The 20,522-nt window shown below is 72.6% G+C and carries 19 protein-coding genes; 11 read left to right on the top strand and 8 right to left on the bottom strand.

Translation table 11 applies throughout. The annotated features are described in order from the left end of the window. Positions 1–571: GNAT family N-acetyltransferase (locus Ade02nite_RS39155; protein ID WP_239169370.1), on the top strand; the 571-nt coding region annotated here is incomplete at its 5' end. Positions 572–619: 48 nt separating this feature from the next. Here Ade02nite_RS39155 and Ade02nite_RS39150 read toward each other — a convergent pair. Genes Ade02nite_RS39150 through hisI form a run of 3 tightly spaced genes read right to left on the bottom strand, consistent with a single transcriptional unit; the run spans position 620 to position 3,119 of the window. Continuing rightward, complete coding sequence (locus Ade02nite_RS39150; protein WP_203775024.1) at positions 620–1,231, bottom strand: Trp biosynthesis-associated membrane protein; 612 nt, start codon at positions 1,229–1,231, stop codon at positions 620–622. Then, positions 1,228–2,760 carry an anthranilate synthase component I gene (locus tag Ade02nite_RS39145; protein WP_203775022.1) on the bottom strand — a complete coding sequence of 511 codons (1,533 nt, stop codon included), beginning with the start codon at positions 2,758–2,760 and terminating at the stop codon, positions 1,228–1,230. The genes Ade02nite_RS39150 and Ade02nite_RS39145 overlap by 4 nt, the downstream gene beginning before the upstream one ends. After that, the gene (hisI, locus tag Ade02nite_RS39140) at positions 2,757–3,119 is read right to left on the bottom strand and encodes a phosphoribosyl-AMP cyclohydrolase (protein ID WP_379037014.1); all 363 of its coding nucleotides are present in this window, start codon (positions 3,117–3,119) and stop codon (positions 2,757–2,759) included. The genes Ade02nite_RS39145 and hisI overlap by 4 nt, the downstream gene beginning before the upstream one ends. Positions 3,120–3,287: 168 nt before the next feature. Between hisI and Ade02nite_RS39135 the strand changes: the two genes are divergently transcribed. The 4 genes from Ade02nite_RS39135 (at position 3,288) to Ade02nite_RS39120 (ending at position 7,196) form a co-directional block, all read left to right on the top strand. Then, a complete protein-coding gene (locus Ade02nite_RS39135; RefSeq protein WP_203775020.1) occupies positions 3,288–4,928 on the top strand; it encodes a hypothetical protein in 1,641 nt (546 codons plus the stop codon). A 119-nt stretch (positions 4,929–5,047) separates the two neighbouring features. Beyond that, positions 5,048–5,755 carry an ABC transporter ATP-binding protein gene (locus tag Ade02nite_RS39130; RefSeq protein ID WP_203775018.1) on the top strand — a complete coding sequence of 236 codons (708 nt, stop codon included), beginning with the start codon at positions 5,048–5,050 and terminating at the stop codon, positions 5,753–5,755. Then, a complete protein-coding gene (locus Ade02nite_RS39125; RefSeq protein ID WP_203775016.1) occupies positions 5,752–6,480 on the top strand; it encodes an ABC transporter permease in 729 nt (242 codons plus the stop codon). Before Ade02nite_RS39130 ends, Ade02nite_RS39125 begins: the two co-directional genes overlap by 4 nt. Positions 6,481–6,491: 11 nt before the next feature. After that, positions 6,492–7,196 (top strand): TetR/AcrR family transcriptional regulator, encoded by a 705-nt coding sequence (locus Ade02nite_RS39120; protein WP_203775034.1) that lies wholly within the window; start codon positions 6,492–6,494, stop codon positions 7,194–7,196. Here Ade02nite_RS39120 and Ade02nite_RS39115 read toward each other — a convergent pair. Continuing rightward, positions 7,132–7,857 carry a DUF2470 domain-containing protein gene (locus Ade02nite_RS39115; protein WP_203775014.1) on the bottom strand — a complete coding sequence of 242 codons (726 nt, stop codon included), beginning with the start codon at positions 7,855–7,857 and terminating at the stop codon, positions 7,132–7,134. The genes Ade02nite_RS39120 and Ade02nite_RS39115 overlap by 65 nt on opposite strands. 107 nt (positions 7,858–7,964) lie before the next feature. On the opposite strand from Ade02nite_RS39115, the gene rpsD reads away from it, so the two are divergent. Continuing rightward, a complete protein-coding gene (gene rpsD, locus Ade02nite_RS39110; protein WP_203775012.1) occupies positions 7,965–8,573 on the top strand; it encodes a 30S ribosomal protein S4 in 609 nt (202 codons plus the stop codon). Here the strand turns inward: rpsD and Ade02nite_RS39105 are convergent, their stop codons facing one another. Next, complete coding sequence (locus tag Ade02nite_RS39105) at positions 8,574–10,376, bottom strand: ABC transporter ATP-binding protein (RefSeq protein WP_203775003.1); 1,803 nt, start codon at positions 10,374–10,376, stop codon at positions 8,574–8,576. Next, complete coding sequence (locus Ade02nite_RS39100; protein WP_203775001.1) at positions 10,373–12,151, bottom strand: ABC transporter ATP-binding protein; 1,779 nt, start codon at positions 12,149–12,151, stop codon at positions 10,373–10,375. Before Ade02nite_RS39100 ends, Ade02nite_RS39105 begins: the two co-directional genes overlap by 4 nt. 110 nt (positions 12,152–12,261) lie before the next feature. Between Ade02nite_RS39100 and Ade02nite_RS39095 the strand changes: the two genes are divergently transcribed. Together Ade02nite_RS39095 and Ade02nite_RS39090 are read left to right on the top strand one after the other, a co-directional pair. Beyond that, entirely contained in the window at positions 12,262–12,879 is a 618-nt protein-coding gene (locus Ade02nite_RS39095) for a TIGR03085 family metal-binding protein (RefSeq protein ID WP_203774999.1), read from the top strand. A 102-nt stretch (positions 12,880–12,981) separates the two neighbouring features. Continuing rightward, complete coding sequence (locus Ade02nite_RS39090) at positions 12,982–14,262, top strand: APC family permease (RefSeq protein WP_203774997.1); 1,281 nt, start codon at positions 12,982–12,984, stop codon at positions 14,260–14,262. On the opposite strand, the gene pdxR is transcribed toward Ade02nite_RS39090, so the two are convergent. After that, positions 14,154–15,665 carry a MocR-like pyridoxine biosynthesis transcription factor PdxR gene (gene pdxR / locus Ade02nite_RS39085; protein ID WP_203774995.1) on the bottom strand — a complete coding sequence of 504 codons (1,512 nt, stop codon included), beginning with the start codon at positions 15,663–15,665 and terminating at the stop codon, positions 14,154–14,156. The genes Ade02nite_RS39090 and pdxR overlap by 109 nt on opposite strands. Positions 15,666–15,775: 110 nt before the next feature. Between pdxR and Ade02nite_RS39080 the strand changes: the two genes are divergently transcribed. The 3 genes from Ade02nite_RS39080 to Ade02nite_RS39070 all read left to right on the top strand — a co-directional run bounded on the left by Ade02nite_RS39080 (position 15,776) and on the right by Ade02nite_RS39070 (position 20,273). Further along, positions 15,776–16,930 carry a S8 family peptidase gene (locus Ade02nite_RS39080; protein WP_203774993.1) on the top strand — a complete coding sequence of 385 codons (1,155 nt, stop codon included), beginning with the start codon at positions 15,776–15,778 and terminating at the stop codon, positions 16,928–16,930. An 89-nt stretch (positions 16,931–17,019) separates the two neighbouring features. Continuing rightward, complete coding sequence (locus Ade02nite_RS39075; protein ID WP_203775032.1) at positions 17,020–18,246, top strand: MFS transporter; 1,227 nt, start codon at positions 17,020–17,022, stop codon at positions 18,244–18,246. Positions 18,247–18,449: 203 nt separating this feature from the next. After that, positions 18,450–20,273 carry an AMP-dependent synthetase/ligase gene (locus Ade02nite_RS39070; RefSeq protein WP_203774991.1) on the top strand — a complete coding sequence of 608 codons (1,824 nt, stop codon included), beginning with the start codon at positions 18,450–18,452 and terminating at the stop codon, positions 20,271–20,273. 22 nt (positions 20,274–20,295) lie between these two features. Here the strand turns inward: Ade02nite_RS39070 and Ade02nite_RS39065 are convergent. Further along, on the bottom strand, positions 20,296–20,522 hold a 227-nt coding region (locus tag Ade02nite_RS39065; RefSeq protein WP_203774989.1), incomplete at its 5' end, for a hypothetical protein.

Below are 20,522 nucleotides of genomic sequence, written 5' to 3'. Positions count from 1 at the left end.
CCAAGCCGCCGCCCACCAAGCCGCCGCCCACCAAGCCGCCGCCCACCAAGCCGCCGCCCACCAAGCCGCCGCCCACCAAGCCGCCGCCCTCTGCGACTATCGATGGATGGAGCGCACCCCCGCGGCGACCGTGACGCTGCGCCCTGCCCGGCTCGAGGATCTCGGCGTTCTCTTCGAGCAGCAGCGGGAGCCCGAGGCGAACCGCCGGGCGAACTTTCCCGCTCGGGGGCGCGAGGCCTTCTTCACCCACTGGACCGAGCGGATCCTCGGGGACGACACCGTGCGGGTGCGGACCATCGCCGTGGATGGCTTCATTTCCGGATACGTCGTGGCGTGGTGGCAGGACGGGCGCCGGACTGTCGGCTACTGGCTGGGCCAGGATTTCTGGGGTCGTGGCATCGGCACTCGTGCGCTGCGCTCCTTCCTCGACGTCGAGAAGACCCGGCCCCTGTACGCGGACACCGACGTCGGCAACGTCGCGTCGCGGCGGCTGCTCGAACGCTGCGGTTTCGAGCTGGTCGAGACGGTCGACACGGGCGAGGTCCGATACGACCTGCTGATCCTGCGGTAGCCGCCCGATCCAAGATCACCGTCGGCGGATCGGGCCGTGGCCGGCTCGTCAGGAGGTGGGGTCGTCGCCTCGGTCGAGGGCGTCCCAGGCGGCCCGGGTGTCGACGGGGCGGTCGTCGAGGCTGTCGGCGGGGCCGTCGGCGGGCTTCGTTCGGGACGGCACCGGGGTGCCGGCCGGCCGGGAGCCGGGTGCGGGTGACTGCGGTTGGGGGCCCTTACGCTCGTACCGCGCCGACATGCGTGGCCACAAGTGGCCCTGGCGCGCGGCAGTCAGGCCGCCCACCGCGATGATCGCGCCGCCCAGGGCGCAGGCGATCGGCCAGAAGGTGGCGCCCGCGCCCGCCTCGCCGACGTCCAGGCCGGCCCGGCCGAGGGCCGCGCCGATGACGATGCCCAGGCCGGCCAGGGTGAGCAGGACGCCCAGCGTGCGCCGCACCCAGCCGTGGGTGGCCAGCAGCGCGCCCGTGCCGGCGAGCGCCACCAGCGCCAGGCCGATCAGCCACGGCGCCACGTCCGCACCCGTCTGCGGGGTGCGCAGGTCCGACATGCCGGGGCGGTGGGCCACCTCCAGCGACCATGTGCGGGTGGCGCCGTACGCCGCCAGGCCCGCGCCGGCCAGGCAGGCCACCAGGGACAGCAGGTAGGAGCGGCGGTGGTTCATCGCGCGGCGCGCAGGGTCTCTGCCGAGGCGATCGCGGCCAGCACGGCGGCCGCCTTGTTGCGGGTCTCCTGCTCCTCGGCCGCCGGGTCGGAGTCGGCGACGATGCCCGCCCCGGCGCCCACGTAGGCGACGCCGTCCTTGAGCAGGGCCGTGCGGATCGCGATCGCCATGTCCATGTCGCCGGCGAAGCCGAAGTAGCCGACCGTGCCGCCGTACAGGCCGCGGCGGGTCGGCTCCAGCGACTCGATGATCTCCATGGCGCGGACCTTGGGCGCGCCCGACAGGGTGCCCGCCGGGAAGGTCGCCGCGAGCGCGTCGAAGGCGCTGCGGTCGTCGCGCAGCTCGCCGGTGACCGTCGAGACGATGTGCATGACGTGGCTGTAACGCTCGATGCGGGCGAACTCCGGCACCTCGACCGTGCCCGGCTTGCACACCCGGCCCAGGTCGTTGCGGCCCAGGTCGACCAGCATCACGTGCTCGGAGCGCTCCTTGGGGTCGGCGAGCAGCTCGGCGGCGAGCGCGTTGTCCTGCTCGGGGGTCGCGCCGCGCCAGCGGGTGCCGGCGATCGGGTGGAGCAGGGCGCGCCGGGTGCCCTGGTCGTCGGCGCTCACCTTGAGGTGCGCCTCCGGCGACGAGCCGACGATGTCGAAGTCGTCGAAGCGCAGCAGATACATGTACGGGCTCGGGTTGGTCGCGCGCAGCACCCGGTAGACGTCGAGCGGGTTGGCGTCGGTGGGCCGCTCGAAGCGCTGCGCCACCACGATCTGGAAGCACTCGCCGGCCCGGATCGCCTCCTTCGCCTCGTCGACCGCCTTCTGGTACTCGCCCGGGGCGGTGCGGCTGACCGGCTCGCCGGCGGGCGTCCGCTCCACCGTGGAGATCATCGGCGGGGTGGGCCGGGACAGTGCCGTGGTCATCGCGTCGAGACGGCCCACTGCCTGGTGGTACGCGGCGCGCCGCTCGTCGTCGCTCGCGCCCTCGGCGAGCACCGCGTTCGCGACCAGGATCGCCGACCCGTCGTAGTGGTCGAGCACCACCAGGTCGGTCGCGAGCATCATGCCGAGCTCGGGCAGCGGCAGGTCGTCGCTCGCGGTGCGCGGCAGGCGCTCGAAGCGGCGCACCAGGTCGTAGCTGAGATAGCCGACCATGCCGCCGGTCAGCGGGGGCAGGTCGCCGGGCGCCGGGCCGTCCGCGAGCGCGGCCACCGTCTCGCGCAGAGCAACGACAGGATCACCCTTCAGCGGTACGCCGGCAGGCGGCGTCCCCAGCCACCGGGCCTCACCGTCGCGCTCGACCAGAGTGGCGGCGCTGCGCACCCCGACGAACGAGTATCGCGACCAGGCCGCGCCCGACGGACCAGCGCCCTGCTCGGCCGACTCCAGCAGGAACGTGCCGGGCCCGCCGGCGAGCTTGGTGTAGACGCCGACCGGGGTCTCGCCGTCGGCCAGCAGCCTGCGCGTGACCGGGACGACCCGCCGGTGCCGCTGGAGGAAGTCCTCCTCGGTGGGGAAGACCGCGCCGCTGGTCATGACGTGGCCACCGGGAGCTCGTCGAAGAAGCAGGTGTGCTCGCCGGTGTGGCAGGCCGCGCCGACCTGCTCGACGGTGACCAGCAGGGCGTCGCCGTCGCAGTCGAGGGCGACGCTCTTGACGTGTTGGTGGTGGCCCGAGGTGGCGCCCTTGACCCAGTATTCCTGGCGGCTGCGCGACCAGTAGGTGGCGCGCCCGGTGGTCAGCGTGCGGTGCAGCGCCTCGTCGTCCATCCAGGCGAGCATGAGGACGTCGCCGCTGCCGTGCTCGCGCACGATCGCCGCGACGAGCCCGTCGGGGGTGCGCTTGAGCCGGGCGGCGATGGCCGGGTCCAGTTCGGTCTTGACTGCCACGCCCACGATTCTCCCCCATCGGCCGGACGGCTATTTACCCGCCACGACGCGGCCCACGATCCGGGCACAGGGGGTGTGCCCTCCGGCGCGGAACGGTACCGTCGTCGTGCGCCGCGCCCAGCCAGGGCGTCCCGCGAGGGCGGCGCACACAGTTCCGACGGGAGTCTGAAAGCGATGGAGCCGACGTCCAGCCCCGACAACGCTCGGTCCAACCGCGGCCTGGCCCGCTTCTGGCCGGTGCACCGCGAAGGCGAGGACGAGGCCACCGCGCCCGATTCGACCGAGATGCCGGCCACCCGTTCGGGTGAAACCGCGAGCGAGACCGAGATGGTCGCGCTCGGGTCCCGGCGCGCGACCGAGCCCGAGCCGTCCGCGCCGTCCGAGGACGAGCCGGCCGAGACCCCCGCCGCGGCCGGTGACACGCCGGCCGCCGCGTCGCGGCCCGAGCCGGCGACGCTGTCCGCCCCGCTCTCGCCCGCCGCTCCGGCCGGTCAGCACGGCCTGCCGGATCGGGATCCTGATCACTCCGGCCCCGGCGAGGACGAGAAGGACGACGCCCCGGCCGTAGAGTCCGCTCGGGCCACACCGTGGGATCCCGACGCCGGCACGTTCGGCGGTTTCGGGCTCGGCGGCCGCAACGGCCGGTTCCTCTTCGGCGGGCGCAACCCGCTGGAGCCGCGCCCCGCCGGCCTCAACGGGCACAGCCACGGCGGGACCAACGGCAGTGCCTCTACTGTGGAGGGCCCCGGTCAAGCGGCGGAGCACGACCAGAACGGGCACGACGAGAACGGGCACGACGAGAACGGGCGTGATGACATGAACGGACGCATCCCGACGACCGGCGACAACGGCAGCGCGCCGGTCTCCGGCCCCAGCGGGGCGACCGGCTGGGCGTCCGTGCCCACCTCGAAGCACCCGACGGTGAGCCCGACCTCCGGCGCGCCGACCTCGGGGGCACCGGTCTCCTCCGCTCCGGTGTCGCCCGCGTCGCCCGGCTCGCCGGCACCGGGCCTGGGCTTCGGCGGCAGCTACGGCGAGCCCCCGTCCTACACCCCGGCGCTGCCCGACCCGGCGAGCGGCCCCGTCTCGGGCGTCCCGGCCCCGCGCGCCGCCTCGGCGAGCATCCCGGTCCCGGCCGCCCCGCTGTCCAAGCCCCCGGCCACGTCCTCCACCACCTTCGGCGGCGACGGCGGCAGGTCCGCCACGACGTTCGGCGGCGACACCGGCTCGAAGTCGCCCGCCACGTTCGGCGGCGACGGCGGCTCCCCGTCGCCCGCCACCTTCAGCGATCTCGGCACCAAGCCGCCCGCCACGTTCGGCGATCTCGGCACCAAGCCGCCGGCCGCGTTCGACGGCGACGGCGGCGACAAGCCCGCGGCCGGCTTCCGCGCCGTCCCGGCCGCCGACGAGGACGCCCCGCCCCTGCCGCGCCGCTCGGCCAGCCTCGAGGACGCCGAGCCGGCCCGCCGCGGCCGCCGGGCCGCTCCCGAGGAGCCCGAGGAGAGGCACGAGGAGGCTCCGCTGCGCCCCGGCGACGTGGCCGAGGGGCACATCGCGTTCTGGGACGAGGACGCCGTCCGCCACTTCCGCGCGGCGTGGCACGAGGTCAAGGCCGAGTTCGTCGACGACCCCGAGACCGCGCTGACCCGGGCGCACGACCTGCTCACCGACGCGGTCAACGAGCTCACCGAGGCGCTGCTCGCCGAGCGCGACGAGCTCGACCCGCTGCGCGGCAACAAGACGCCCGACACCGAGAGCATGCGCATGGCGATGCGCGGCTACCGCGAGTTCCTCGACCGCATCCTGGCGCTCTAAACGCCCGTTCTCGCAGAAGCCGCCGCCCCGGGCACGGGGTGGCGGCTTCTTGTCATTTACGCCGGCGCGGAATTCATCTAGCGTTGAACTCATCAACCGATGAATTGCTGGAGGCGACAATGATCGAGGTGAACGACCTCGTGGTCGAGCGGGGGAAGCGCGAGGTGCTGCGCGGCATCACGTGCACGATCCCGACCGGCCTGGTGACCGGCCTGCTCGGGCCCAGCGGCAGCGGCAAGACCACCCTGATCAGGGCGATCGTCGGCGTGCAGATCGTCAAGTCGGGCACCGTGACGGTGCTCGGCGAGCCGGCCGGCAGCGCGAGCCTGCGCCGCACGGTCGGCTACGTGACCCAGTCGCCCAGCGTCTACGCCGACCTGACCGTGCGGGAGAACGTGCGCTACTTCGCCGCGCTCTACGGGCTGGGCGCCGCCGAGGCCGAGCGGGCCATCGACGACGTCGGCCTCGCGTCGGCGGCCACGCAGCTGGTCGGCAACCTCTCCGGCGGGCAGCGCAGCCGTGCCTCGCTGGCCTGCGCGCTGATCGGCACGCCGCGGCTGCTCGTGCTCGACGAGCCGACGGTCGGGCTCGACCCGGTGCTGCGCGCCGACCTGTGGGCGAAGTTCCACGCGCTCGCCGCCGAGGGCACGACCCTGCTCGTCTCGAGCCACGTGATGGACGAGGCCGGCCGCTGCGACCGGCTGCTGCTGATCCGCGAGGGCGTGCTGATCGGCGACGACACCCCGGCCGCCATCCGCGAGCGTGCGGGCACCGACGATCTCGAGGAAGCGTTCCTGCGGCGCATCCGGGAGCAGGTGCCGGCATGATTCTCCTGGCCACGACCGGGCGCATCCTCCGGCAACTGCGGCACGATCGGCGCACGGTGGCGATGCTCGTCGTCGTGCCGGTGCTGCTGCTGACGCTGCTCTATTTCATGTATCGCGACGCGGGCACCACGTTCGACCGGATCGCGCTCACCATGCTCGGCATCTTCCCGTTCGTGATCATGTTCCTGGTGACCAGCATCGCCATGCTGCGCGAGCGGACCACCGGCACCCTGGAGCGCCTGCTCACCACGCCGATGCGCAAGCTCGACCTGCTCTTCGGCTACGGGATCGCGTTCGGGCTCGCCGCCACCGTGCAGGGCGTGGTCGCCACCGGCGCCGCGTACTGGCTGCTCGGCCTGAGCACCACGGGCAGCGCCGGGCTGGTGGTGCTGGTGGCCGTGCTCAACGCGGTGCTCGGGGTGGCGCTCGGCCTGTTCTGCAGCGCCTTCGCCCGCACCGAGTTCCAGGCCGTACAGTTCCTTCCGGTGGTGGTCGTGCCCCAGATCCTGCTCTGCGGGCTGTTCGTGCCGCGCGAGCAGATGGCCGGCTGGCTCGAGGCGATCAGCAACGCGCTGCCCCTGACGTACGCGGTGGACGCGCTCGCCCAGGTCGGCCGCTACGCCGAGCCCACGGCCGACATGTGGTGGGATCTGGTGATCGTCGCGGGCGCGGTCGTGGCGGCGCTCGTCCTCGCGGCCGCGACGTTGCGACGGCGTACCGGCTAGGAGGCATGTTCTTGACACGGCGGAGCGGGCGGCGTCCCGGCAACCAGGACACCCGGGCGTCCATCCTGGAGGCCGCCCGGGCCACGTTCGCCGAGAAGGGGTACGACAAGGCGTCGATCCGCGCCATCGCGGCCGACGCCAAGGTCGACCCGGCGCTGGTCCACCACTACTTCGGCACCAAGGAGAAGCTCTTCCTCGCGGCGCTGAACGCCCCGATCAACCCGGGCGAGCTGATCCCGCAGGCGCTGGCCGGCCCGCGCGACCAGGCGGGCGTGCGGCTCGTGCGGATGGCGCTGTCGGTGTGGGACTCCCCGGCCGGCGCGGCCGCCCTGGCGGTCTTCCGCTCGGCGCTGAGCAACGAGTGGACCGCGCGGCTGCTGCGCGAGTTCGTGGTCACCCAGATCCTGCGCCGGGCGGTCAGCGAGCTGGTCACCGACCCGGCGGAGGCGCCGATGCGCTCGGCGCTGGTCGCGACGCAGATCGCCGGGACGATGGTGATCCGCTACGTGCTGCGGATCGAGCCGGTGGCCGGCGCCGATCCCGAGGTGCTCGCCGCCGCGATCGGCCCGAACATCCAGCGCTTCCTGACCGAGCCGCTCGATCTGACCGGGCCGCTCGATCTGACCGGGCCGCTCGATCTGACCGGGCCGCTCAGTCCCCGCAGCGGTGACACAGCACCGGGTGCAGCAGGTGAGCCAGATCATGGCGGTCGGTGACCGGGCGCGGGAAGGCGAGGCGGGCCAGCTTGTCGTCGAGCCGGACCATGAAGCCGTAGCGGTCCATCCGTACCACCTGAGGCTCGGCCTTGGGCTGGAACGCCGAGCCGAGCTGACGGCGCACGTAGGCGCTCATCTCGGCCTCATGGTGGTCGAGCAGGTCGGCGATCAGGTCGAACTCGATGCGGCACAGCGGGTCGGGCGTCGCCTCGGCCCAGTCGTCCACGTCGACGTCGACGAGGTTCTCGTTGCGCTCGTAGCGCACCTCGGCCACGTCCATCCGGTGCAGCACCTGACCGGCCCCGACGTCGAGCAGGTCGCCCGAGGCGTCGACGTCGGCGTAGTCCAGCGCCGCGGCCCGGGCCTCGTCCCCCTCGAGTAATGTTGCCCAGCCGGAGATCCACACCCGGCCCAGGGCAGGCGAGCCGGCCATCGGCGGCACGTCGGAGATGTCGAGCACCATCGCGGTGTCGTCGTTGCCCTCCTGCGGCTTGAGCGCCGCGGCGAAGGCGCCGTCGCGCGGCGACAGCAGCAACACACGGCCGTTCGCGTCGGTGACGTGCCGCACGGGAAGGGGACCCGGGCGGCACGCGATGTGCGCGACGCCGGGCAGGTGGCCGGCGGCGAGCGTACGCGCTACCTCGGCGTGAGTGGGCTGCATGGTGAAGACCTCCGGGCACCGGTTAGGCTGTCCTTAGTAAGGTGAGGCTAACCGTAGCAAACGGTGTTGAGAAACAGGGCCTCAAGCGCAAGTGACTCGGAGACTTCATGAACAACTCCCGACCCAAGGCCAAGCTCTCGCGGGCGCTCGGCATCCCCCTGACGCCGAAGTGCGTGAAGTACTTCGAGAAGCGGCCTTTCCCGCCGGGTGTGCACGGCCGTAGCCGTCGCAAGGCGTCGGACTACCAGGTCCGGCTGCTCGAGAAGCAGCGCCTGCGGCACCAGTACAACATCAGTGAGGCGCAGATGCGCCGCGCGTACGACGACGCCCACCGTGCCGAGGGCAAGACCGGCGAGACCATGGTCAGCCTGCTCGAGCGCCGCCTGGACGCCGTCGTGACCCGGGCCGGCCTGGCCCGCACCGTCTACCAGGCCCGCCAGCTCGTCGTGCACGGCCACTTCACCGTGGACGGCAAGAAGGTCGACCGCCCCGGCTACCGGCTCAAGCCCGGCCAGGTCGTGGAGGTCCGCGAGAGCAGCCGCCAGAAGCCGCCGTTCCAGATCGCCGCGACCGGTGCGCACGTCGACGGCCCGACCCCGCCGTACCTCTCCACCGTGCTGGAGGAGCTGCGCACCACGGTGCTCAGCATCCCCCAGCGCTCGGAGATCCGGATCCAGTGCGACGAGCAGCTGGTCGTCGAGTTCTACGCCCGGTAACTAGCGCGTCTGCTCCAGCCAGGAGGCATAGAGCTTCGCGTAGATCGAACCCTCCTGGTTGACCAGCTCGGAGTGCGGGCCGCGTTGCACGACGCGGCCCGCGTCCACCACCAGCACCTCGTCGGCGGACTGGGCGGTGGAGAGCCGGTGCGCGATCGCCACCGTCGTCCGGCCGCGGGTCACCGTGTCGAGGGCGTGCTGCAACCGCACCTCGGTGGCCGGGTCCACGGCGCTGGTCGCCTCGTCGAGCACCAGCAGGTCCGGATCGGCCACGTACGCCCGGACCAGCGCCACCAGCTGCCGCTCCCCCACGCTGAGCGCCTCGCCGCGCTCGCCCACCGGGGTCTCGAGCCCGTTCGGCAGCCCCGCCAGCCAGTCCGACAGCCCCAGCTCCCGGAACGCGGCCTCGAGCTGCTCGTCGGTGAGCGACGGCTCGGCGAAGCGGATGTTCTCGGCCACCGTCGCGTCGAAGAGGAAGCCGTCCTGCGGCACCATCACGACCCGCGAGCGCAGTGACGAGAAACGCACCGACGTCAGCGGCGTCCCGGACAGCAGCACGTCGCCCTCGGCGGGGTCCATCAGCCGGGTGAGCAGCTTCGCGAAGGTCGTCTTGCCGCTGCCCGTCTCGCCGACGACGGCCACCTTGGTCCGGGCCGGGATCTCCAGGTCGACGTCATGAAGCACAAGAGGGCCTTTAGTCCGCTCAAGGGTGGCGGCGGGGTGGTTGGACGGGGGACCGCCGGGGTAGCGGAACGAGACGTGGTCGAAGCGCACGGAAAGAGGGCCCACCGGCAGCGCGACGCCGACGTCGTCCGGGTCGGCCACGTCGGGGCTCAGGTCGAGCACGTCGAGCACCCGCCGCCAGCCGGCCACCGCGTTCTGCGCCTCGTTGAGCATGTCGGTGGCGATCTGCACCGGCTGGATGAAGAGCGTCACCAGGAAGAGGAACGCGGTCAGCCGGCCCACCGACAGCCCGCCGTCCTCGCCGATCAGCACGCCCACCACGACCACGCCGGCGAGCGCCAGGCCGGCGCCGATCTCGCCGCTGGAGAAGCTCGTCACACTCGTGCGCAGGGCGCGCTGCTGGGCGCTCTGCAGCCGGCTGATCGAGGTGTCCAGGCGCTTCTCGGTGCGGCCGGCCACGCCGTACGCCCGGATGACCAGCGCGCCCACGACGCTCTCGGCGACCGCGCCGAGCATGACGCCGGTGCGCTCACGCACCGCGGCGTAGACGGAGGCGAGCCGCTTCTGGAACAGCCGGATGATCGCGACGGACGGGCCGAACGCGAGCAGCACCACGATGGTGAGCTGCCACGAGTAGACGAACATCACGATCGTCGAGACCAGCAGCTGGCCCGAGGCGAGCAGCAGCTGCACGCCGCCGGTCTGGAGGAACTGGGAGATCTGGTCGACGTCGCTGGTCACCCGCGACACCATCGTGCCGCGCCGCTCCGACTGCTGGTGCAGCATCGACAGGTCGTGGATGTGCCGGAACGTGCGCGAGCGCAGCCCGCCGAGCGCGGTCTCGCTGACGGTGAAGAGCCGCCGGGTCATCAGGTAGCCGGCCAGCGTCGAGACCATCAGCGCGACGAACGTGACGGCGACGACCGCGACCACGTACTGGATGTCGGGGCCGCCGGCGCCGCGGATGCCGTGGTCGATGCCCTGCTGCACGGCGATCGGCACGGCCACCCGGCCGGCCATCTGCACCACCGCGAGCGCGATCGTGCCGCCGAGACCCGGGCGCAGTTCGGGAGAGAGCGCCAGCCCGCGCTTGATCGTCGCGAAAGTACCCGTGCTCATGCCTCGACCCTTTCGGCCTTCTCGTACGCGGTGACGAGGTCGGCGTAGCCCTGGTGGCCGGCGAGCAGCTCGGCGTGCGTACCGGTGGCGACGACCTTGCCCTGCTCGAGGTAGACCACCTCGTCGGCGAGCGCGATGGTGGCCCGCCGGTAGGCGACGACCAGGATCGACGCGCCCTCGTCCCGCTCGCGCAAGGCGCCCAGGATGGCCGCCTCGACGCGCGGGTCGACGGCGCTCGTGGCGTCGTCGAGCACGAGCAGCCTCGGCTTGCCCGCCAGCGCCCGGGCCAGCGTGATCCGCTGGCGCTGGCCGCCGGAGAGCGAGGTGCCGCGCTCGCCCACCGCGGTGTCGAGCCCGTCGGGAAGATTGCGGACGAAGCCGCTCGCCTGCGCGAGATCCAGGGCCCACAAGACCGATTCGTCCGAGATCTCGGGACGGTCCAGCGTGATGTTGCCCCGGATCGTGTCGTCGAAGACGAACGGGATCTGCGGCACCAGCGCCTCGGCCCGGGCCAGCGCCGCCTCGCTCAGCGACGGCAGCGGCGTGCGGTCGAGCGCGATCTCGCCGTCGACCGGGTCCATCAGGCGCACCGCGAGCGAGGCGATGGTCGACTTGCCCGAGCCCGTCGCGCCCACGAGCGCCACCGTCTTGCCGCGCGGCACGGTGAACGAGACGTCGCGCAGCACGAGCGGACCGTCCCCGTACCGGAAATCGACCTTGTCGAAACGCAGCTCGGCCGGCCCGTCGGCGTCGGCCGTGCGATCGCCGTACGCCAGATCGCCGGTGGCCGACAGCACCGCCTGCACCCTCTCCCAGCCCGCCACGCTCCGCGGCAGCTCGGCGACCACCCAGCCGATCGCCCGCACCGGGAACGCCAGCACCGTGAAGAGGAAGCTGACCGTGACCAGCTCGGCGACGCTGATCGCGCCGGTCTCGAGCCGCCACGCGCCGAGCAGCAGCACGGCCAGCGTGCCGAGGCTGGGCAGCGCGTCCATCAGCGGGTCGAAGAGGCCGCGCAGCCGGCCCACCGAGATCAGCGCGTCGCGCAGCTCGGTGACGAAGACCCCGAACCGGCGCGACTCGTCGGCCTCGCGGCCCATCGTCTTGACGACCAGCGCGCCGTCGAAGCTCTCGTGCGCCACGGCGCTCACCTTGGCGCGCATGCGCTGGGCGCGGATCTGCCGCGGCGACATGGCCCGCGAATAGACGAAGTTGAGCCCGAACAGCGCCGGGAAGAGCGTGACGCCGACCAGCGCGAGCACCCAGTCGGTGAAGAACAGCGAGATCACCGCCGCGACGATCATGACGATCGTGCCGACCGCGAACGGCAGCGGCGCGATCGGCACGAAGGCGGCCTCCACGTCGGAGTTGGCGTTGGACAGCAGCGTGCCGGTGGCGTGCCGCTGGTGCCACGACGGCGGCAGCGAGAGATAGCGGCTGGTGACCGCGCGCCGGTAGCGCGCCTGAAGCCGGAACTGCATGAAGCCGGCGCCGAGGCGGCGGCCGAAGACGCTGGCCACGCGCAGGGCGCTGATGCCGATGAAGACGGCGGCGATCAGGGCGAGCTCACCGGTGCGGGCGGACCCGCGGCTGAAGGCGGGCACGACGACATGGCCGATGACGTAGCCCACCACGTACGAGTTGGCGATGACCAGAAGGCCGAAGACGCTGCTGCCGACGACCCCGACGGTGAACAGGCGCGGTTCGGTGCGAATCGCCTGCCCCAGCACACGCAGTCCCCGTCCCAGCACATCGCGGCTGGTCCTGCTGCTCAATTTCCTACCTGACTGGTAAGTGTTCGCCGGGGTTCCCGGCCTTACTTCACCATCCTGCCGAACAGGCGGCGCTCGTTCACAGGTACGACAATGTGTCTACGATCACGTTCGTGACCGCCTATGCCCGCCGCGAACGAGCGCACCTCGCCGACCTGCTGCTCTCGCTCGGTCCCGACCGGCCCACGCTCTGCACCGGATGGACGACCCGCGATCTCGCGGCACACCTGGTGGTGCGCGACCGGCGGCCGGACGCCTCCGCGGGCATCCTGCTGACCCCTCTGCGGCGGTACGGGGAGAGGGTGCGCCTGGCGAAGGCGGCGCAGCCGTACGAGCGGCTGGTCGGGGAGCTGCGCACCCCGCCGTGGTGGAGCCCGGTGAGCAATCCGCTGCTCGACGAGGTGACCAACACCGTCGAGTTCTTCGTGCACCACGAGGACGCCCGGCGGGCGCAGCCGTCGTGGGAGCCGCGGGAGCTCGGCCGCGGTGAGCAGGCGGCCCTCTGGAAGGCCGTGCGGATGACCGGCAAGCTCACACTGCGCCGGGCCGGGGTGTCCGCGGAGGTCCGGTCGGAGGGCTTCGGGTCGTTCGTCGCCGGCGATCACCCGTCGGTCGTCCTGTCCGGGCCGCCCGGCGAGATCGCGCTCTTTCTGACCGGCCGCAAGGAGGCCGCCCGCGTCACGATCTCGGGCGACGAACAGCGGCTGCGCAGCGCGCGGCTCGGCCTCTGACCGGCCCCTCGCACCGGCCGCCCCCGGCCGCCGGATTGGCCCAATCGATCAGCGGCGGATTGGCCCATCCACGCGAGCCAATACCGCCCTACGGTGGTCGCCATGAAGCTCTCCGTGGCCCAGGGCGCCGCCCTCTCCATCGGTGCCGTGCTCGGCACCGGCGTCATCTCCCTGCCCGCGCTGGCCGCGGAGGTCGCCGGCCCCGCCTCGCTGGTCGCCTGGGCCGCGCTGATCGTCCTCTCCGCGCCGCTGGCCTGGACCTTCGCGGCGCTCGGCGCCCGACATCCCGACGGCGGCGGCGTCTCCACCTACGTCCGGCTCGCGTTCGGCCCGCGCGCCGCGGCGGCGGTCGGCTGGTGCTTCTTCTTCGCCGTGCCGCTCGGCGCGCCGGCCGCCACGGCGTTCGCCGGCGGATACGTGGCCGACGTGATCGGCGGCGGCCGCGCCCCCGTGCTGGCCACGTTCCTGGCGATCGTCGGGGTGGTCGTGGCGATGAACTGGCTCGGCCTGCGCGTCTCCGGCCGGGCCCAGCTCGCGCTCACCGCCACGCTGGCCGCACTGCTGCTGATCACCGTCCTCGCCGCGCTGCCGCACGCCCGCTGGAGCAACCTCACGCCCTTCACCCCGCACGGCTGGTCCGGGGTCGGCACGGCCGTCGCGGTCCTCATCTGGGGCTTCGCCGGGTGGGAGGCGGTCTCGTCGCTGTCCGGGCAATACCGCGACCCCCGCCGGGGCGTCCCGCGCGCCACGGCGATCGCCGTCGTGGTGGTGGGCGGGCTCTACCTGGCCGTGGCGGCCACCAGCGTGCTGGTGCTCGGGCCGGCGCTCGGCGACAGCCAGGCACCCCTGGCCGACCTGCTCGCGGCCGGGGTGGGCGGCCCGGTGCGCCTGCTCACGGCGATCGTGGCGGTGCTGCTCACGGCCGGCGCGGTCAACGCCTACTTCGCCGGCTCGTCCCAGCTCGGCGCGGCGCTGGCCCGCGACGGCGCGCTGCCGGCCCGCCCGTTCGGCACGCCCCGCAAGGCCCTGATGGCGGTGCTGGCCGGCAGCCTGGCCGCGGCCGTCCTCCCGATCGAGCTGCACACCATGCTGCTGCTGGTGACGGGCTGCTTCACGCTGGTCTACGTGATCGGCACCGCGGCCGCCGTCAAGCTGCTCGCCGGCCGCCAGCGCGTGATCGCCGTCGTCGCCTTCGTCGCCGTGGTCGCCCTGCTCGCCCTCACCGGCCCGCCCGCCCTGCTCAGCCTCGCCGTCGCCGCGGGCGCCATCGCCTATCAGGAGTGGCGCGCCAGGATCTCCGCGAAGCGCCCCAGCCCTTCCCCGATCAGCGCCGGATCCGCCGCCCCAAACCCGAAAACGAACCCACCCTGCCCAGTCGAATGAAAGCCCCCAGCACCCGCCCCACCCTCGCCCACCGCGCCGCCGCCCACGACCTCGCCGCTGCCGACAATCTCGCCGCGGCCATGCGCCTCGGTGTGCTCGGCCGGCGCGGGGCTGAAGTAGTAGTCGCGCAGGTCGTCGACGGCTATCCCGGCTCGGCGGGCCTCGCGGACCACGGCTGTCGAATCGGCGCTGGTCACGGCGGCCATGTGCAGGCCGGCGGCGGAGAGGATCACGGAGAGGCCGGGCCGGCCTATCAGGTGCCGCATCATCGCGTCGCGCCGCTGGGCGTAGGCCTTGCCGGCGCGGCGCACGTGGCGGGCCAGCAGGCCGTCGTCGATGAAGCGGGCGAGCGCGGCCTGCACGGCCGGCTGGCCGTGGCCGTCGCCCATCTGGCGGGCGGCGACCAGCGCGTCGCGCAGGCCCGGCGGGGCGAGCAGGAAGCCGGTGCGCAGCGAGGGCAGCATGCTCTTGGAGAACGTGCCGGCGTAGAGCACCCGGCCGGCCGTGTCCAGGCTGTAGAGCGGTTCCAGCGGCCGCGCCGAGAAGCGAAACTCGCTGTCGTAGTCGTCCTCGACGATCGCCACCGAGCGCCGGCCGGCCCAGTCGAGCAGCTCGCGGCGGCGGCGTGGGCTCATCGCGCGGCCGAGCGGAAACTGGTGCGCCGGCGTCGCGTACACCACTGTGGAGGCCGCCGGGATCGCCGCGACCACCAGTCCCTCCGCGTCGACCGGCACTCCCACCACCCGCGCGCCGAGCGAGGCGAAGAGCCGCCGCGCCGGCGGATAGCCCGGGTCCTCGACGGCCACCACGTCGCCCGGCGTGATCAGGACGCGGCCGATGAGGTCCAGGGCGTGCTGGGTGCCGTTCGTGACCACCACGTCCCCGGCGCCCGCCGGGATGCCGCGGGCCATGCCCAGGTGGCGGGCGATCGCCGCGCGCAGGGCCGGGTGGCCGGACGGTTCCGCGTACGTGCCCAGGCTGTTGGCCCGCAGCCTCGTCTCGGCCACGAGCAGACGGCGCCAGGCGTCGAAGGGAAAGAGCCCCGCGTCCGGGATGCCCACCCGGAAGTCGTACCGCGGGACCGCGGCGCCCCCGCTCGTCGGCAGCGGCTCGAAGGTCCAGCCCTTGCGCGGCCGCAACGATCCCCGCTTCGGCGACGACCGGCTCGTCGCCACGGCGGCGACGAAGGTGCCCGCTCCCACGCGCGCGGCGAGATAGCCCTCGGCCGCCAGGCGCTCGTACGCCCCGGCGACGCTGCCCCGCGCGATGCCGAGGTCGGCCGCGAGCGCGCGGCTCGCCGGCAGGCGCGATCCCGCCGGCAACCGCCCGTCCACGATGGCCTCGCGCAGCGCCCGGTAGACGGCGACGGTCTTGCTCCCGCCGGGCGGGATGATCAGATCCACCAGCACATTCTCAGCCCCGATATGGCCTACACGGTATGTCGCGCCGCGATGACTCTCCGCTCTACGCTTACTGACACTCGTCAATATCACGGGGCCGAGAGAGGAAGAGCATGGCGAAGAGACGCACCCTGTTCGCGGGACTGTTCGCCGCGGTCACCGCGGTCGCCGCGACGGCAACACCGGCCGCGGCCGCCGCCACAGGGGAGATCCGGCTGGCCGGCACCGCCACCGCGGTGCCCAACAGTTACATCGTGGTCCTCAAGGCCGGGGCCAAGTCGCCGGCGGCGCTGGCGAAGAGCTTCGGCGGCCAGGTCCGGCAGAGCTTCGGCAGCATCAACGCGTACGAGTCGGGCATGACCGAATACCAGGCCAAGCGCCTGGCGGCGAGCCCCGACGTGGCGTACGTCGAGCAGAACCAGACCGTCTCACTGCTCGCCACGCAGAACAACGCGACCTGGGGTCTCGACCGCATCGACCAGCGCAACCGGCCGCTGAGCACGACGTACTCGTACACGACCACCGGCTCGGGCGTCACCGCGTACATCATCGACACCGGCATCCGGTACACGCACAACGACTTCGGCGGCCGGGCCTCGTTCGGCTACGACGCGGTCGGCTCCGGCGGCGTCGACTGCAACGGTCACGGCACCCACGTCGCGGGCACGGTCGGCGGCACCACGTACGGCGTCGCCAAGGCGGTCCGGCTCGTCGGCGTCCGCGTCCTCAACTGCTCGGGCAGCGGCACCACGGCGGGCGTCATCGCCGGCGTCAACTGGGTCACCACCAACGCGGTCAAGCCGGCCGTCGCGAACATGAGCCTCGGCGGCGGCGTCAGCACCACGCTCGACAGCGCCGTCTCGCGCTCGATCACCTCGGGCGTCACATACGCCCTGGCCGCCGGCAACTCCAACGCCAACGCCTGCAACTCGTCGCCGGCCCGCGTCGCCGCCGCCATCACCGTCGGCGCGACGACCAGCACGGACGCGCGCGCCAGCTACTCCAACTACGGCACGTGCCTGGACATCTTCGCGCCCGGCTCGTCGATCACCTCGGACTGGTACACCTCGAACACCGCGACCAGCACCATCAGCGGTACGTCGATGGCCAGCCCGCACGTGGCCGGCGCCGCCGCCCGCGTCCTCTCCGGCAGCCCCGGCCTCACCCCGGCCCAGGTGCGCGACACCCTGGTCACCAACGCCACCACCGGCGTCGTCACCAGTGCCGGCACCGGATCGCCGAACCGCCTGCTCTACATGGCCCCTTGAGCACCTTTTGAGGACGAGGCGACGCCCACCGGGCGTCGCCTCGCGCCTGTCGGATATGGAATGCAGTACATATCCTGCGTTGGGTGACCATGAAATCGCGGACGGTGCCGAGCCTCTGGCGCAACCGCGATTTCAATCTCCTGTGGACCAGCCAGATCTTGTCCGATCTGGGCGGGGCCATCGCCCAGCTGGCCATCCCGCTGCTCGTGCTCGAGATGACCGGCTCGGCCGTGCAGGCCGGCGTCGTCGGCACCGCCGCGCAGGTCACCAAGCTCGCCTGCCGCCTGCCCGCCGGGGTCCTCGCCGACCGGGTCAACCGCCGCAGCGCGCTGCTGGTCTGCGACATCGTCCGGCTCCTCGCCTTCGCCGCCCTCGCCGTCGCGGTCGCCACCGGGCACGCCGGCCTCACCACGATCATCGTGGTGGCGGTGATCGACGCGGTCTGCGGCGCCGTCTTCAACACCACCGAGCACGCCGCCCTGCGCAGCCTGGTCGCCGGCCCGCACCTGCCCGCCGCGGTGGCGCGCAACGAGGCCCGCAGCTACGGCACGTCGCTCGCCGGCCCACCGCTCGGCGGCCTTCTCTTCGGCATCACCCAAGCGCTGCCGTTCGTGGGCAACGCGGTCTCCTACCTCGCCTCGCTGATCGGCGTCGCGCTGATCCGCAAGCCGATGCAGACGTCGCGGGACAACCCGGACGGCCACCTGGCGGCGCTGGTCGAGGGCCTGCGGTTCGTCTTCACCAACCCGTTCCTGCGCTCGGTGCTGATCATCGCGGCGCCGCTGAACTTCGCGCTGACCGGGACGATCTTCACGATCATCGTGACGCTCCAGCGGCACGGCACCGAGCCCGGCGTCATCGGGCTGGCCGAGACGATCGTCGGCGCCGGCGGCCTGCTCGGCGCGCTGGCCGCCCCGGCGCTGCACCGCTGGATGCCGTTCGCTCGGCTGATCCGCGCGCTGTGCTGGGCCGCCTTCGGCTTCCTCGCGGTCAGCGCGCTGCTCACGATCAGCGTGGCCACGGCCGCGCCGGTCGCCATCGCGGTCTTCGTCGGCCCCGCCTGCAACGCGGCCCTCTTCGCCCACCAGGCGGCGATCACCCCGGACGTCCTGCAGGGCCGGGTGCTCAGCGTCATCTTCCTGTTCGCCATGTCGGCCGCCGCCGCCGCACCCCTGCTGGCCGGCCTGATCGTCACCGCGTGGAGCGCCCGGGTCGCCGTGCTGGTCTTCGCCGCCGTGGTCGCCCTGTCGGCGGTCACGGCCACGATCGCGCCGGCCATCCGCGAGATGCGCCCCGCCGAGCTGGTCACCGGGTGACTTCGGGGCGGGCTCTTTGTGACCGGGTGACTCCGCCATGGTTACCCGCCGGTTTCATGCCGTGAGACGGCACACAGCCCCGGTCGATAGACTCCACGGCAGAACCGCTGTTGAGGCGGCACTAGCCCTCCCGCCCCATTACCAATACTCTCCGGTAACAAGAACGTTAACTCCCCTCAGTCCCTGCAGTTAAGGCGGCGCCGATGGCTCTCGAGGTCCCCTACCGGTCGATCCCCGACATGTTCTTCAAGCGTGTGGCCGCGACTCCGAACGGCCAGGCGTTCGCCGTGCCCAACGCCGACGACACCGGCATGGTGTGGCACACGTGGGCGCAGGTGGGCGAGCGGGCGACGGCGATCGCGGCGGGCCTCCGCGAGCTCGGCGTGGGCCTCGAGGACAGGGTCGCGATCCTCTCCGGCACCCGGTTCGAGTGGGTCCTTGCCGACCTGGGCATCAATTGCGCGGGCGCCGCCACCACGACGGTCTACCCGACGACCGAGCCCGAGGACGCGAGCTACATCGTCGCCGACTCCGGCTCCAAGGTCCTCATCGCCGAGAACGCGAAGCAGGCCCTGAAGATCTCCGGCGTCGAGACGGCCGTGACCCACGTCGTGCTCATCGACGGCCCCGCCGACGCCGGCGCGACGCCGCCGCAGCTGACCCTCGCCGAGCTCGAGGAGCGCGGCGCCGCGGCCCTGCGCGCCCACCCGAAGCTGATCGAGGAGGTCGTGGCGTCGATCGGCCCCGACAACCTCGCCACCCTCATCTACACCTCCGGCACCACCGGCCGCCCCAAGGGCGTCCAGCTGCTGCACGCGGGCTGGACCTGGGAGGGCGTCGCCCAGCAGGGCCTCGGCCTGTTCGAGTCGAGCGACCTGCAATACCTGTGGCTGCCGCTGTCGCACTCGTTCGGCAAGTCGCTGCTCTGCGGCATCATCCACGTGGGCGTGCCGACCTACGTCGACGGCCGCGTCGACAAGCTGGTCGACATGCTCGCGGTGGTGCGGCCGACGCTCATGTGCGCCGCGCCGCGCATCTTCGAGAAGGTCTACAACAAGACCGTCACCACGGCCCTCGCGGGCGGCGGCGTCAAGGCCAAGATCTTCCACTGGGCGGTCGCCGTCGGCAAGCAAAAGGTGGCGCTCGAGCAGGCCGGCAAGCCGCTCCCCGGCGCCCTCAAGCTCAAGTTCGCGGTCGCGGAGCGCCTGGTCTTCAGCAAGCTCCAGACCAAGCTCGGCGGCCGCCTGCGCGTGCTGGTCAGCGGCTCCGCCCCGCTGAGCCGCGACATCTCCGAGTTCTTCGCCGCGGCCAACCTTCCGATCATGGAGGGCTACGGCATGACGGAGAGCAGCGCGGCCAACTTCGTCAACCGCCTCGACAAGCTCAAGATCGGCACGGTGGGCCTGCCCCTGGGCGACCTCGAGTGCCGCATCGACGCCGACGGCGAGGTGCTGCTGCGTGGCGCCCCGGTCATGCGCGGCTACCACAACCTGCCCAAGGAGACCGAGGAGGCGTTCACCGAGGACGGCTTCCTGCGCACGGGCGACATCGGCGAGCTCGACGCCGACGGGTTCCTGCGCATCACCGACCGCAAGAAGGACCTGGTCAAGACGTCCGGCGGCAAGTACATCGCGCCGTCGGCGATCGAGGGCATGTTCAAGGCGGTCTGCCCGTACACGTCGCAGGCGGTGGTCATCGGCCAGGCCCGCAACTACGTCACCATGCTGATCTCGCTCGACGAGGACGCGATCAAGGGCTGGGCCGCGAACGGCCCCCTCTCCGGCAAGAGCTACGAGGAGATCTGCGGCGCCCCCGAGACCGAGAAACTGATCGACGGGTACGTGCAGGAGCTCAACGGCAAGCTCAACCGCTGGGAGACGGTCAAGAAGTTCGCGATCCTCCCCCGCGACCTGAGCATCGAGGCCGGCGAGATCACCCCGTCCATGAAGATCAAGCGCCGGTCGGTCGAGACCAACTTCAGCGAGCACATCGACAAGATGTACGCGGGGTCGCTCGCACAGATCTGACGGCTCCTCCTTCAGCGCCTCGTCAGCGGCGGTCGGGCTCGTCCGGCCGCCGCTGATCGCTCGGCTGGATGTCGATGCGCATCGCCGCCAGGACCGCCGGGTCGGCGACCTGATCGATGCGGCTGACCCGCTCGCCGGCTTCGCGCTCTCCGGTTTCGCGCCCGCCGATCTCGCGCCCGCCGATCTCGCGCCCGCCGATCTCGCGCCCGCCGATCTCGCGCCCGCCGATCTCGCGCCCGCCGATCTCGC

It is taken from the genome of Paractinoplanes deccanensis, assembly GCF_016862115.1.
Lineage (GTDB): Bacteria > Actinomycetota > Actinomycetes > Mycobacteriales > Micromonosporaceae > Actinoplanes > Actinoplanes deccanensis.
The sequence above is the reverse complement of the archived record's forward strand: the minus strand, read 5'-3'. Positions and strand labels throughout refer to the sequence as shown.